The sequence below is a fragment of the Pseudomonas chlororaphis subsp. aurantiaca genome, from assembly GCF_013466605.1.
GTDB lineage: Bacteria > Pseudomonadota > Gammaproteobacteria > Pseudomonadales > Pseudomonadaceae > Aquipseudomonas > Aquipseudomonas chlororaphis_I.
The window spans coordinates 4,255,819-4,269,432 of sequence record NZ_CP059162.1 but is presented as its reverse complement, the minus strand read 5'-3'; the positions used below and the strand labels follow the sequence as shown (position 1 = coordinate 4,269,432).

The 13,614-nt window shown below is 66.7% G+C and carries 11 protein-coding genes; 10 read left to right on the top strand and 1 reads right to left on the bottom strand.

Annotation, left to right across the window (positions count from 1 at the left end):
- The first annotated feature begins 214 nt into the window (after window positions 1-214).
- The 8 genes from H0I86_RS19215 to H0I86_RS19180 all read left to right on the top strand — a co-directional run bounded on the left by H0I86_RS19215 (window position 215) and on the right by H0I86_RS19180 (window position 10,284).
- Window positions 215-2,749, top strand: a complete 2,535-nt coding sequence (locus H0I86_RS19215) for a TonB-dependent receptor (protein WP_180921718.1) — start codon at window positions 215-217, stop codon at window positions 2,747-2,749.
- Between the two features lie 65 nt (window positions 2,750-2,814).
- Complete coding sequence (locus H0I86_RS19210; protein WP_180921717.1) at window positions 2,815-4,737, top strand: phytase; 1,923 nt, start codon at window positions 2,815-2,817, stop codon at window positions 4,735-4,737.
- A 91-nt stretch (window positions 4,738-4,828) separates the two neighbouring features.
- Window positions 4,829-5,539 carry a protein TolQ gene (gene tolQ / locus H0I86_RS19205; RefSeq protein ID WP_180921716.1) on the top strand — a complete coding sequence of 237 codons (711 nt, stop codon included), beginning with the start codon at window positions 4,829-4,831 and terminating at the stop codon, window positions 5,537-5,539.
- A 13-nt stretch (window positions 5,540-5,552) separates the two neighbouring features.
- The gene (gene tolR / locus H0I86_RS19200; RefSeq protein WP_180921715.1) at window positions 5,553-5,999 is read left to right on the top strand and encodes a protein TolR; all 447 of its coding nucleotides are present in this window, start codon (window positions 5,553-5,555) and stop codon (window positions 5,997-5,999) included.
- On the top strand, window positions 5,996-6,832 hold the full coding sequence (locus tag H0I86_RS19195) for an energy transducer TonB (protein WP_180921714.1): 837 nt from the start codon (window positions 5,996-5,998) through the stop codon (window positions 6,830-6,832). Before tolR ends, H0I86_RS19195 begins: the two co-directional genes overlap by 4 nt.
- Before the next feature lie 344 nt (window positions 6,833-7,176).
- A complete protein-coding gene (locus H0I86_RS19190; protein WP_180921713.1) occupies window positions 7,177-7,578 on the top strand; it encodes a c-type cytochrome in 402 nt (133 codons plus the stop codon).
- An 86-nt stretch (window positions 7,579-7,664) separates the two neighbouring features.
- Window positions 7,665-8,993, top strand: coding sequence for a D-arabinono-1,4-lactone oxidase (locus H0I86_RS19185; protein WP_180925877.1), 1,329 nt, complete (start codon window positions 7,665-7,667; stop codon window positions 8,991-8,993).
- 82 nt (window positions 8,994-9,075) lie between these two features.
- The gene (locus H0I86_RS19180; protein ID WP_180925876.1) at window positions 9,076-10,284 is read left to right on the top strand and encodes a DSD1 family PLP-dependent enzyme; all 1,209 of its coding nucleotides are present in this window, start codon (window positions 9,076-9,078) and stop codon (window positions 10,282-10,284) included.
- Between the two features lie 68 nt (window positions 10,285-10,352).
- Here the strand turns inward: H0I86_RS19180 and H0I86_RS19175 are convergent, their stop codons facing one another.
- Window positions 10,353-11,303, bottom strand: coding sequence for a SphA family protein (locus tag H0I86_RS19175; protein ID WP_180921712.1), 951 nt, complete (start codon window positions 11,301-11,303; stop codon window positions 10,353-10,355).
- 271 nt (window positions 11,304-11,574) lie between these two features.
- Here H0I86_RS19175 and H0I86_RS19170 point away from each other — a divergent pair, with 271 nt between their 5' ends.
- Both H0I86_RS19170 and H0I86_RS19165 read left to right on the top strand, forming a co-directional pair.
- The gene (locus H0I86_RS19170) at window positions 11,575-12,612 is read left to right on the top strand and encodes an AraC family transcriptional regulator (protein ID WP_180921711.1); all 1,038 of its coding nucleotides are present in this window, start codon (window positions 11,575-11,577) and stop codon (window positions 12,610-12,612) included.
- A gap of 109 nt (window positions 12,613-12,721) precedes the next feature.
- Complete coding sequence (locus H0I86_RS19165; protein WP_180921710.1) at window positions 12,722-13,606, top strand: Dyp-type peroxidase; 885 nt, start codon at window positions 12,722-12,724, stop codon at window positions 13,604-13,606.
- The last annotated feature ends 8 nt before the right edge of the window (window positions 13,607-13,614 follow it).

The following is a 13,614-nucleotide window of genomic DNA, read 5'->3' as shown; positions in this document are numbered from 1 at the left end:
GAGGCTTGCCCGCTATAGCGCCAGACCCATCACCGCCAACCCCCCGGGAAAAGGTCATTTCAGCTCACTTTGCCCCCCCATCCCGGCCCAAACCCCGCTTCAAGGGCCTCCCCGCCAACCCCTGTCACAGAACCGTCATTCGCCGACCCTAGCTTGCCCTCCCAGTTGCCGGGCCCCTTGCCTGGCGTCACCGGACTCTTGGGGGAGGACCATCATGTACAAGCGCAGCAGCACCGCCGGCCTGCTCGGCTTCACGCTCACCGCCCTGGCCATGGCGATCGCCAGCGAACGCCTGAGCGCCGCCGAAGCCGACTCGACTAAAAACACCGAACACCTGGAAGTGGTCGGCCAGGCCGCGAGCATCGACCAGGCGCTCAAGGAGCAGCGCAACGCCGACAGCATCAAGAGCGTGGTGCACGCCGACGGCGTGGGCCAGTTGCCGGACGAGAACGTCGCCGAAGCGGCGCAGCGCCTGCCGGGCATCAGCGTCGAGCGCGACCAGGGCGAAGGGCGTTTCGTCAGCGTGCGTGGCCTGGGCCCGGACCTCAACAGCGTGACCATCAACGGCACCCTGGTGCCGGCCCCGGAAAGCGAACGCCGCGCCGTGGCCCTGGACGTGCTGCCCTCGGAGCTGGTGCAGTCGCTGTCGGTGATCAAGACCCTGACCCCGGACATGGACGCCAACTCCCTGGGCGGCACGGTCGATGTGCAGAGCCTTTCGGCCTTCGATCACAAGGGCCTGTTCTACACCGGCAGCACGGAGGCCAGCTACGACCAGAACACCCACCAGACCAGCCCGAAATTCTCCGGGGCGATCAGCGACCGCTTCAGCCTCGGCGACGGCATCGACAACTTCGGCGTGGCCGCGGCCCTGAGCTGGCAGAAGCGCGACTTCGGCTCGGACAACGTCGAGACCGGCGGTGCCTGGGACTTCGAACAGGGCGCAAAACTGCAGGAGCTCGAACAGCGCGACTACGACATCAGCCGCGAACGCGCCGGCGGCGGCCTGAACTTCGACTACAAGCCGGACGACCTCAGCAGCTACTACCTGCGCACCCTCTACAGCCGCTACAAGGACAGCGAGACGCGCAACGCCACCAGCCTGGAATTCGCCGAGCCCCAGGCGGCCGGCGAGCTGGGCGACGCCGAAGGTAAGCGCAAGCTCAAGCAGCGCGAGGAAACCCAGGAGATCCAGTCCTACGTGTTCGGCGGCGAGCGTATGTTCGGCCTCTGGACCCTCAGCGGCCAGGCCGGCTACAGCCGCTCCAGCGAAGACAGCCCGGGGCATATCGCCAACGCGGTGTTCGAGGGCAACGACGACTTCGCCGACAGCGGCTTCTACGACAACGACAAGCCGCGGCCGATCGTTGGCCAGGGGTTCTACAACCCGGCCAACTTCAGCCTGGACAAGGTCGAGTGGGAAAAGCAGCGCACCACCGACACCGAGAAAAACCTGCGCCTGGACCTGGCCCGCGACTACGACCTCAGCGGCTATGCGTCCCAGGTCAAGTTCGGCGGCAAGGTCAGCCGGCGCAACAAGGACAACGACCTCGACGCCTGGGTCTACAAGGACTTCGATGAACTGGGTTTCAGCGACGAGCAGCTCAACCTCAGCCGCTTCCAGAAAGGCAGCGTCGACTATCGCCTCGGCCGCTTCGGCCCGGGCATCAGCGGCGGCTCGATCAAGCAGTTGATCGGCGGCCTGGACCGCGATGCGTTTTTCGACGAGACCGAATCTCGGGTCAACGACTTCAAGATCCGCGAAGACATCAACGCCGGTTACCTGATGAACACCGTGGATATCGACGACTGGCGCTTTATCGCCGGCCTGCGCTACGAAGGCACCGAGTTCGAAGCCAAGGGCGCCGGTGCCACCGACGGCGAGTTCCAGTCCACTGAGACCAAGCGCCGCTACCACCACTGGCTGCCGGGCCTGCACGCACGTTACCAGCTGGACAAGAACACCCAGTTGCGCGCCGCCTGGACCAAGGCGGTGGTGCGCCCGACCTTCGGCCAGCTGGCGCCGGGCTTTGTCATCGACGATGACGAAGCCAGCTTCGGCAACCCGGACCTCAAGCCGCTGGAGTCGAGCAACCTGGACCTGGGCATCGAGCACTTCATGGGCCGCGCCGGCACCGTCTCGGCCTTCGTGTTCTACAAGGACATCAAGAACTTCGTCTACAACACCGACCTGGCCGGCACCGGCGCCTGGGCCGACTTCTCCGAGGCGCATACCTTCGCCAACGGCGACAGCGCCAAACTGTACGGCCTGGAGCTGGCCTATTCGCAGAAATTCGACTGGCTGCCGGCGCCCTGGAACGGCCTGCTGCTGGGGGCCAACGCCACCTTCAGCCGCTCCGACGCCGAGATCAAGGGCTTCGACGCCGCCAGCGGGGTCAACCGCAAGCGCAGCATCGACCTGCCGAACCAGTCGGACACGGTCGGCAACCTGATGCTCGGCTGGGAAAGCGACAAGCTCAGCCTGCGCCTGTCGGCCAACTACAAGTCGGACTACCTCTATGAGCTGGCCTCGATCAACGACAAGGCCCACGACCTGCATGTCGATGCCCAGACCTTCGTCGATTTCAGCGCCCGCTACTCGCTGACCAAGAGCCTGCAGCTGAGCTTCGAGGCGCAGAACCTCACCGACGAGCCGTACTTCGTCTACACCGGCCATCGCTCCTACAACGGCCAGTACGAGGAGTACGGCCCGACCTACAAGCTCGGCCTGACCTTCACCCACTTCTGATCCCGAGTCGGCGGCGCCTTAGTGCTGCCGCCGTGCCGAACGAACAATAAGGACCTGATCCATCCATGAGTATTTCGTTGTCACCCGCGCGCTGCCTGCTGGCCGCGCTGATCTGCCTGGGTAGCGGCGCGGCCGTTGCCGGCTCCTCATCGGCGCCCACCCTCACTCTGAAACCCTGGCTGCCCGAGCAGGACCTGGCCATCGAGGCCATCGGCTTTGTGCCCGGCGCCAGCGAGCGCCTGGCCGCCAGCGAGCGCGACGGCCTGTTGCTGTTCGACGCCCAGGGCCAGCAACTGTCGCGCCTGCAAGGTTCCTTCAATGGCCTGGACAGCCGCGCCGCCGGCCAGCAGGTGCTGGTCGCCACGCTCGACAGCCAGCGCCAGCAGGCGCTGTTGGTCAGCCTCGATCCGCGCAGCCGCCAATGGGGCCAGCCGCTGTACCTGCCGACGCGAGACTTCCCGGTCAACGGCCTGTGCCTGTACCGCGACGAGGCCAGCAACCTGTTCCTGTTCCTGGTGGGCGAGGAGGGCAAGGGCGAGCAATGGCTGGTAGGCGCTGGCGCCCAGCTGAGCGCCACGGCGCAACGAGTGCGCGGCGTGCCGTTGCCGCCGGCGGCGCAGTTCTGCCAGGTGGACGATGGCGCTAACCAGTTGCTGGTCAACGAAGAGAACGTCGGCTGGTGGGCCTACCCGGCGCACCCCGAGGCGGATGTCGAGCGGCGGCCGGTGGCCATGCGCGTGCCCTTCGGCGAGGTGGCCAAGGCCGCCGGCGCCCTGGCTTTGGTGCCGGGCGGAGTGCTGGCGCTCGACCCCAAGGCGGCGCGCCTGCACCTTTATCAGCAGCAGGGCGAAGGCTGGTTGGCCAAGGCGGCGCTGGCGCTGTCCGGCCTGAAGGAGCCGGAAAACCTCGCCGTGCAGGCCAGCGCCCAGGGCCTGCAGGTGCTGGTGCGCGACGATGACGACGGGCAGATCTACCAGGGCCGGCTGGACTGGCAGGCCACCCCGGTGCCGCTGGCGCCGGTGCTGCCGAATGTGCCGGCCCTGGGCCAGAGCGAGCCGGTGGGGCGCCAGGGCGATGCGGCGGACGACCCGGCGATCTGGATTCACCCTCGGCAGCCGGAGCTGAGCCGGGTGCTGGGCACCAACAAGAAACAGGGGCTGCTGGTCTACGACCTGCAAGGCAAGTTGCTCCAGGAATTGCCGGTGGGGCGGCTGAACAACGTCGACCTGCGGCCGAATTTCAAGCTGGGCACCCAGGTGGTCGACCTGGCGGTGGCGAGCAACCGCGATCACAACAGCCTCAGCCTGTTCAGCATCGATCGCGCCAGCGGCGAGCTGCGCGAAGCCGGGGAGATCCCCACGCCGCTCAAGGAAATCTACGGCATCTGCCTGTTCCAGCCGGCCAGCGGCGAGCTTTATGCCTTTGCCAACGGCAAGGACGGCAGCTTCCTGCAATACCGCCTGAGCGCCCCCGATGGCCGGGTCCAGGGCGAGCTGGTGCGCCAGTTCAAGGTCGACAGCCAGCCGGAGGGCTGTGTCGCCGACGACCAGCGCCAGCGCCTGTTCCTTGGCGAGGAAGACGTCGGCGTGTGGGCGGTGGATGCCCGTGCCGACCAGCCGGCCAACCTCAGTAGCGTGATCAAGGTCGGCCCGCAGTTGCATGCCGACGTCGAGGGCCTGGCGCTGTACCAGAGCGAGGCGCAGGACTACCTGGTGATTTCCAGCCAGGGCAACGACAGCTATGTAGTGCTCGATGCCGAGCCGCCGTTCGCTTCCCGCGGGGCCTTCCGGGTCGGCCTGAATGCCGCCGCGGGCATCGACGGGGCGTCGGAAACCGATGGCCTGGAAGTCACCTCGGCCAACCTCGGCGGGCCCTGGAGCCAGGGGGTGCTGGTGGTCCAGGACGGCCGCAAGCGCATGCCCGAGCAGACCCAGAACTTCAAGTTCGTGCCCTGGACCGAGGTGGCCAGGGTGCTGAAGCTGCCCTGAGTTGTCATTAACCGTCCATCAACATGTCATCGAATAGCCCCGGCGCCGTCGCGCATTGACGGCCCGGGCGCACAGGCAAAGGAGTTTCACCATGCAGGCGACACTGGAACACATGACCATCTGGGGGCTGATCAGCGATGCCAGCCTGTTGGTCAAGGCGGTCATGCTCACCCTGTTGCTGGCGTCGTTGCTCAGCTGGTACCTGATCATCCAGCGCGGTAGCGTGCTCAAGCGCACCGAACGCCAGCTCGACGCCTTTGTCCAGCGCTTTCGCGGCAGCGCCGAACTCGCCCCGCTGTACCGCGAAAGCCAGCAACGGGCGGACGGCGAGGGCGGTGTCGAGCCGATCTTCCAGGCCGGTTTCCAGGCCTACAGCCAGCTGCGCCAGCAGGGCGGCAACCCGGCCGAAGTGGTGCTCGAAGGGGTGGAGCGTTCGCTGTACGTGGCCATCAGCGAACAGGAAATCCGCCTGGAAAAAGGCTTGCAGTTCCTCGCCACGGTCGGTTCGGTCAGCCCCTATATCGGCCTGTTCGGCACCGTGTGGGGGATCATGAATTCCTTCCTCGGCCTGTCCCAGGTGCAGCAGGCGACCCTGTCCACCGTGGCCCCGGGCATCGCCGAAGCGCTGATCGCCACCGCCATCGGCCTGTTCGCGGCGATCCCCGCGGTGATCGCCTACAACCGTTTCGCCGCCCGTGGCCAGACCCTGCTGACCCGCTACTACGCCTTCGGCAACGAACTGCAGGCGCGCCTGCATCGCCAGTTGCACGGCGCGTCGTCGAACCTGGCCGTCGCGGCCTGAGAGGAGAGTGCAGATGCTAGTCAGGCCGCAACGCAAACACGGGCCCAAGGCCGAAATGAACGTGGTGCCCTATATCGACGTGATGCTGGTGCTGCTGGTGATCTTCATGGTCACCGCGCCGATGCTCACCCAGGGGGTGAAGGTCGAGCTGCCCAAGGTCGCCAGCGAGGCCCTGGCCACCGACACCCGGCAGCAGATCCTGACCCTGTCGGTGAAGGCCGGGGGCGGCTACTACTGGAGCCTCGGCGGCGAACTGGATACCCGGCAGCAGACCGACAGCGCCGTGGACCTCGACGAGATGCGCGCCAAGGTCGCGCAGATAGTCGCCGCGCGAAGCGATACCCAGGTCTACATCCGCGCCGACCAGGATGCCGGTTACGGTTTGGTGGTGGCGGCCATGGCGGCGTTGCAGCAGGGCGGGGTGAGCAACCTGGGGCTGGTGACCGAGGCCCCGCAATGACGGCGATGATCATGCACAGCCCACAGCAGACCCTCGACGATTTTTCCCTGCAACCCTTGCGCAGGCACTGGCGCTCCCATGCGCTGGCCGCGACCCTGGCGGTTGCGCTGCACGCCGGGGTGCTGGCGCTGCTGGTGGCGGGCTGGTCGGTGGAGCCGCCGGCCGCCGAACAGCCGGCGGTGTTGCGTACCCAGTTGGTGATGTTGCCGCCGCCAGCGCCCGAGCCTGCACCGGCCGTGGTCGAACCCACACCCGCACCGCCGGAGCCGGTGGTCGCGGCCCCGGTCGAGTCGGCCAAGCCTGCTGTCGATCCGCGGCTCCAGGCACAGAAACTCGAACAGGCGGCCCTGGCGCGCAAACGGCTCGAGGACAAGAAACGCGAACAGCTGGCCGAACAGCAACGCCAGCAGCATGAACGCCAGGAAAACGAAAAGCGCAACCGCGAAGCCGAGCAGCAGCGCCTGGCCCAGCAACAGGCGCAACAGCAGCAGGCGCAGCGCGCCGAACAGGCCCGTCTGGCCGCCGCGCGCGCCCGGCAGCAAGCCGCCCAGGCCGCGGCCGACAGCCGCCAGTACCTGCCCCTGAGCAAGGAGGCTCCGGACTACCCGCAACGCGCCCTGGACAAGAACATCGAAGGCGACTGCACCGTGGAATACAGCGTCAACCCGCAAGGCAAGGTGGAGAACCCCAAGGTGCTCGACGGCTGCCACCCGCTGTTTATCCGCCCCTCGCTGGCGGCGGCCAACACCTTCCGCTACCAGCCACGCATCGTCGACGGCCAGGCGGTGTCGGTGCCCGCGGTGCGCAACACCTTCCACTACCGCATCAAATAGCCAGGCTGCTGTTCTTCAGTAGAAGCAGCCGGCCGCCGCTCGATTGCTCGCGTAGCGGCGGTCCCCAGGACACAGCGTTATCGTTAACGGTTTTTCGTGGGCAAGCCTCGCTCCTAAAGAAGCCCCCGCAATCCTGTAGGAGCGAGCGGGCGGCCATCCGGCTTGCCCGCGATGAACGATAACGCGGTCCACCGGTAGACCACGACGCCGTCATCGTGGGCAAGCGTCTGCACAGGCCTGGCCGCAGATGCCCCCTCGCTGGCCCGCAATGCCCTCAGGTCCTGGCAGCGCCTGCCTTAGTGTTGGCTCTGGGTCGATCCCGACCGTCACCAGAGAGGAACACCATGCCGGCACCGACTGCCTCGCCGCGGTTTTCATCCGTCACCACGCTGTATCGCCTGACGCGCCTCGCGCTGTGGCTGGCGCTGGGCGGGCTGCTGGTTGCCTGTGGCGACCAGCCCGCGCCGCCATCGGCGGCCGCGGTGCAACAGTTGCCCGACGATTCGGCGTTGGCGCGGATCTACGACAGCAGCTGCAAGCTCTGCCATACCAACCCGGCGTCCGGCGCGCCGCTGACCGGCGATGTCCAGGCCTGGCGGCCGCGCATCGCCCAGGGCGCCGACACCCTGCTGGACCACAGCATCAACGGCTACAACGGCATGCCGCCGATGGGCCTGTGCATGCAGTGTTCCGAGGAGCAGTTCCTCGCCCTGATCCGCTTCATGTCCGCACAAGACCTCCAATAACCCGGCACAGGGACACAGGCATGACCATGCACCTCACACGACGTCAGTTGCTGCAACGCAGCGCAGTAGTCGGGACGTTCGGCGCGCTGACCAGCAACCCGCTGCTGGCCGAGCTGGCGCGGGCGCCACGGCTGATTCCCTGGCGCAACTGGTCCGGCGCGCAAAGCTGCCTGCCCCTGGCGCGGCTGGCGCCCAAGGACCTGGACGAGCTGGTGCAGGTGATTCGCCAGGCCCCGGGCAAGATCCGCCCGGTGGGCTCGGGGCATTCCTTCAGCGCCCTGGTGCCCACCGACGGCACGCTGCTGTCGCTGAGTTTCTTCAGCGGCCTGCTCAGCCACGATGCCGCAGCCTTGCAGGCCGAATTCGCCGCCGGCACGCCGATGTCGCGCATGGGCGCGCCGCTCAAGGCGATCGGCCAGGCCCTGCCGAACATGGCCGACATCGACTACCAGACCCTGGCCGGGGCCATCGCCACCTCGACCCACGGCACCGGCGTCGGCTTCAAGTCCTATTCGGCCCAGGTCTGCGGCCTGCAACTGGTGACCGCCAGCGGCGAGGTGCTGGACTGCGACAGTAGCCGCCACGCCGAGGTTTTCAGCGCCGCGCGGGTGTCCCTCGGCGCGTTGGGCGTGGCCACCCGGGTGCGTTTGCAGAATCGCCCGGCCTATCGCCTGCGGGAAAAACAGTGGATCGCCAAGACCGAAGAACTGCTCGAAGACCTGGCGAAAAACACCCGCGACAACCAGCACTGGGAAATGCTGGTGGTCACCCATTCCGACTACGCGCTGTCGATTGCCCTGAATGAAACCGAAGACCCGGCGACCCCGCCGGTGGACCCGGCACAAGAGGGCGGAAACGAGTTCGTCAGCCTGATCGAGAACCTCGACAAGTACCTCAGCGACTTTCCCGAGACCCGCCGCACCCTGCTCAACAGCCTGCGACATTTCGCCAGTTTCGATGACCGGGTCGGCGACTCCTATGAGGTCTACGCCAATGTGCGCAACGTGCGCTTCAACGAAATGGAGTACTCGGTACCGGCCGAGCACGGCCCGGCGTGCCTGCGGGAAATCCTCAAGCTGATCCGCGACAAGGACCTGCGCACCTGGTTTCCCATCGAGTACCGCTACGTCCAGGCCGACGACATTCCCCTGAGCATGTTCGAGGGCCGCGACAGCTGTGCGATCTCGGTGCACCAGCACTACGGCATGGGCCACCACAACTTCTTCGCCGCCGTCGAACCGATTTTCTGGAAATACGCCGGCCGCCCGCACTGGGGCAAGTTGCACAGCCTCAACGCCCGGCAGTTGCAGGCGCTGTACCCGCGCTGGCGGGAATTCACCCGGGTGCGCGAGGCGCTGGACCCCGGCGGCAAGTTCCTCAATGCACACCTGTCGTCCATCCTGGGCGTGGTCTGAAGGGAGAAAAAGCATGAATCGACGCAACTTCCTGCTCGGTACCGCGGGTGTCGGCGCCTTGTTGGCGGGGGTGGGGGCCTGGTTGCGGCCCGCCGACCGGGGCGGGCCCTACAGCGACTATTTCCGCGCGCTGAACCAGGAACTCAAGGCCCACGGCCCGATGCGCCCGGTGATGCTGATCGACCTCGACCGCCTGGACCACAACATCGATGTGGTGCTGCAATCGGTCAAGCGCGGCGGCAAGCAGCTGCGGCTGGTGGAGAAATCCCTGCCGTCGCCCGGGCTGCTGGCCTACATCGGCCAGCGCGCCGGCACCCAGCGCCTGATGTCGTTCCACCAGCCGTTCCTCAACCACGATGCCCAGCGCTTTCCCAGGGCCGATATCCTGCTGGGCAAGCCGCTGCCGGTGCGTTCGGCGGAGCTGTTCTACCAGGGCCACAAAGGCCCGTTCGACCCGGCCCGGCAGTTGCAATGGCTGATCGATACCCCGGAACACCTGCAGCAATACCTGGCCCTGGCCCGAGGTTTGGGCACCCGGTTGCGGATCAATATCGAGCTGGACGTCGGCCTGCACCGCGGCGGGGTGAAGGACAGCCTCGAACTGGGGCCGCTGCTGACCCTGATCGCCGCCAACCCCCAGCACCTGGAGTTCGCCGGCTTCATGGGCTACGACCCCTTTGTCGGCATGGGCGTGCCGGGCATTCTCGGTTCGCCCGAAGCGCTGTTCGCCAAGGTCATGCAACGCTACCAGAGCGCCGTGGATTTCACCCGGCAACGCCATCCGGCGCTCTGGCTGCCGGGGCTGACCCTCAATACCGCCGGCAGCCCCAGCTACCGCATGCATGAGCAGGAGCAGTTGAGCAGCGAAGTGTCGGTGGGCACGGCGATGCTCAAGCCGACCCATTACGACCTGCCGTCCCTCAGCGAACATCGGCCGGCGGCCTACATCGCCACGCCGGTGCTGAAAAGCACCGGCCCGGTGCGCATCCCGGCGCTGGACGACAAGTCGAAGCTGTTCGCCTGGTGGGATCCGAACCGGCGCGAGACATTCTTCATCTACGGCGGCAATTGGCTGGCCGAGTTCGAGTCGCCCTCGGGGCTGCAAAGCAACGGCTTGTTCGGCCGCAGTTCGAACCAGGAGATGGTCAACGGCTCGCCCGCCGTGGGCCTGGGGCCGGACGATCAGGTATTCCTGCGGCCGATGCAGAGCGAAGCGGTGCTGCTGCAATTCGGCGACCTGCTGGCGGTGCGCGGCGGGCGGATCGTCGAGAGCTGGCCGGTCTATAGCTAGATTTTTGCGGTGGGGCCGAAGGTCTCATCGCACTTCTTCTGTAGGAGCGAGCGGGCGGCGGTCCTACATTACAAGGAGAACGGAATCGTCAGCTTGGCCCACAGCATCTCGCCCTCGGGCCGGTTCTCCACGTTGAACTCCTTGGCCCAGCGGATCTCCGCGCTGGCGTACTTGAGGAAGGTCAGGTACAGCGCCGGGCCGATGGCGAACACCTGGCCACGCACGCCGTCGTCCACGTCCTCGCCGAGAAACTGCACGGTGCGGCCGTACTGTTTGTCGTCGGTGGTCTGCTTCAGGTAGTAGCCGTTGAGCCCCAGGCTCAGGTTGTCGGTCACCTTGTAGCTGGCGGAATAGTCGAAGTGGAAGATCTGCCCGGACTTGTAGTCGGTGGCGTGGTTTTCCTCGTTGAAGCTGTAGGTGGTCTTCAGCGACAGCTCGGTGCGCGGGGTGGGCAGCCAGGTCACCGAGAGCAGCGGCTTGTAGGTGTAGAAGTTGTTGCTGGTGTTGGCCAGGCGCGTCGCGTCGTACTTGCCGGTGGGGAGGGTGATTTCCACGGCGGCGCCCAGGGTCAGGTTCTTGCCCATGTCCCACAGGATGATCGGCGCGATGGTGGTGTCGCCCATGCTTTCGCGCTGGTCCTTGAGGCCGAAGACCCCCACCTGCTGGCGCAGATAAGGCTGCGCCACGTAGCCGCCGAGGCGCCCGCCGAACAGCCGCAGCGGGCTCAGGTAGTCGAGGCGGGGAATGATCGCGTCCGAGACGATCCGCACGTCCGGCACCTTGCCGCCCAGGGAGCTGATATTCAGCTTTCGCGCTTCGTAGTGGTTGTAATAGAGGTTGAAGGCGAACATGTGGTCCGGCAGGCCGTTGACGTCCAGCGGCAGGATGAAAAAGCCGTCGGTGCCGGGGCCGATGTTGTCGACCCCGGATTCGGTGGCCGGTGCCAGGGCGGGCAGGGCGGCGATACAGGCCAGGCTGGCGGCGAGGCGCCGGGGGAGACGGGGGCGGGTCGAATTCATGTTCGGGCTCTTATTATTGTCAGTGGGCGCGCAGTCGACCGGTTTCCGGCCGCCCCATAGGAATAAGCCTTCGGCGCCCGGCCAGGCAGGGTATTGGCGGCCACTGAGGGGGACTTTCGCGGCCAGCCTGCAATGACTTGTTACATCCCTCCATGAACGCAAGCGGAAAACGCTATGCTGAGCGAGCGCTCGCCTCGCCCTGGCGGTGATGGGAGCGGGGCGCATAACCAGAATAAGAATTGCAGCCGAACCGGCTCGGGACCCGATGCCCATGCAGACGAAAGCCGTCGATCCACAGTACCAACTGGCCCTGGTTTCACCCTTCCTGTTGCAGACCCTGGCCGAAGTCGCCGGCAGCCACGGCGTCGACCCGCACGCCCTGTGCCGCGGCCTGGGCTTTACCCTCGACGACCTGCAGGACCCCGCGCAACGCATCTCCTACCGCCAGGCCGTGGCGATAATCCAGCGCGCGCTCAAGGCTTTGCCCCAGCAGGGCCTGGGCCTGTGGGTCGGGCACCAGAACGTGCTCGGCACCCTGGGCCTGCTGGGGCATGTGCTGTCGCTGTGCAAGACCCTGCGCGATGCCTTCGACATCGGCATCCGCCACCAGCACACCTCGGGCGGCATCGTCAGCTGCAGCGTCCAGCAGCAGGGCGACGAATTTTTTGTCGAGGCCGAGTGCCGGCTGCCCTACGGCGAGGTGCAGATCTTTGCCGTCGAAGAGTTCTTCGCCAGCCTGCCGGTCTACGGCCGCGCCCTGGTCGGCGCCGATTTCAAGGCGCTGCGGGTCGAGTTCATGCACGCCGCCCCGGCTTACCGGGACGAGTACCTGCGCCTGCTGGGGCCGGATGTGCACTTCGGCTGCCTGCACAACCGCATGGTCATCGCCGGCCACTGGCTGGACACGCGCCTGCCCAACCACCACGCCGTGGCCCTGCGCCAGGCGCTCAAGCTGCTGGAACTGGAAAGCGCCCAGGTGCACCGCAAGCTGGACCTGATCCAGGCGGTGGAGCGGGCCATTTCCCGCGACCTGACCCAGGGCAGCCATATCGACCAGGTCGCCAGCGACCTGAACATGAGCGGGCGCACCCTGCGCCGGCGCCTGAGCGAGCACGACCTGACCTTCGAGGCGCTGCTGGAGCAGGTGCGTCGGGCGCGCACCCTGAGCCTGCTGGCCAACCCGCAGTTGTCCATCGAGCGCATCACCGAGGCGGTGGGCTACAGCGACGTGCGCAGTTTTCGCCGGGCATTCAAGCGCTGGACCGGCCTGAGCCCCAGCGCCTACCGGGAAGAGGGCGGCCCGTTGTAGGGCATGGCTTGCGGTGGCGTGACGATTCACCGCGCAGGTCCATGCGTGTCTAACCCCCCACAAATTGTGGTGCTCCGGGTAAACTTCGGGCTTTCTTCAAGGAGTCGCTATGAGTTACTACCAGCCGGGCATTCTTGCCACCCCCGTTCCGAGCCAGGCTCGTCACCTGTTTTTCGCCCTCGAATCCATCGAGGCGCTGCCGGCGGCGATCGATCGCTTGCTGACGCAGGTGGACGGGAAAACGGCGGTAGCAGGTTTCGGTGCGTCGCTGGTCAAGGCGCTGGGCGCCCGCGTGCAGGGGCTCAAGGCTTTCCCGGCGCTGACCGGGGTCGGCGTCGACAACCCTTCGACCCAGCACGCGCTGTGGGTCTGGCTGCATGGCGAAGACCGCGGCGAGCTGCTGCACCGCAGCAACGCCCTGGAGGCCGCCCTGGCCCCGGCGCTGCGCCTGGTGCAGATGAACGAGGCCTTCCGCCACAAGACCGGCCACGACCTGACCGGTTACGAGGACGGCACCGAAAACCCCCACGATGAAGAGGCCGTTTCCGCGGCCCTGGCCGAAGGCGCCGATGGCCTGCGCGGTGGCAGCTTCGCCGCGATCCAGCAGTGGCAGCACGACTTCAAGGGGGTTGCCGCGATGCGTCAGGAGGAGCGCGACAACATCATCGGCCGCCGCCTGAGCGACAACGAAGAGCTGGACGACGCGCCGGACTCGGCCCACGTCAAGCGCACCGCCCAGGAGAGCTTCACCCCCGAGGCCTTTATGCTGCGCCGCTCGATGCCGTGGATCGAAGGCGACAAGGGCGGCCTGATGTTCCTCGCCTTCGGCCACAGCCTCCAGGCCTTCGAAGTCCAGCTGCGGCGCATGAGCGGCCTGGAAGACGGCATAGTCGACGGCCTGTACCGCATGAGCCGGCCGATCACCGGCGGCTACTACTGGTGCCCGCCGCTGCAGGACGGCCGCCTCGACCTGCGCGCTCTGCAAGCGGTCTGATCGGCCAA

Coding starts and splice junctions, on each gene's coding strand:
- H0I86_RS19175 (WP_180921712.1), bottom strand. CDS start 11,303: ATGAATTCGACCCGCCCCCGTCTCCCCCGGCGCCTCGCCGCCAGCCTG.
- H0I86_RS19190 (WP_180921713.1), top strand. CDS start 7,177: ATGCCGGCACCGACTGCCTCGCCGCGGTTTTCATCCGTCACCACGCTG.
- tolR (WP_180921715.1), top strand. CDS start 5,553: ATGCTAGTCAGGCCGCAACGCAAACACGGGCCCAAGGCCGAAATGAAC.
- tolQ (WP_180921716.1), top strand. CDS start 4,829: ATGCAGGCGACACTGGAACACATGACCATCTGGGGGCTGATCAGCGAT.
- H0I86_RS19170 (WP_180921711.1), top strand. CDS start 11,575: ATGCAGACGAAAGCCGTCGATCCACAGTACCAACTGGCCCTGGTTTCA.
- H0I86_RS19215 (WP_180921718.1), top strand. CDS start 215: ATGTACAAGCGCAGCAGCACCGCCGGCCTGCTCGGCTTCACGCTCACC.
- H0I86_RS19195 (WP_180921714.1), top strand. CDS start 5,996: ATGACGGCGATGATCATGCACAGCCCACAGCAGACCCTCGACGATTTT.
- H0I86_RS19165 (WP_180921710.1), top strand. CDS start 12,722: ATGAGTTACTACCAGCCGGGCATTCTTGCCACCCCCGTTCCGAGCCAG.
- H0I86_RS19210 (WP_180921717.1), top strand. CDS start 2,815: ATGAGTATTTCGTTGTCACCCGCGCGCTGCCTGCTGGCCGCGCTGATC.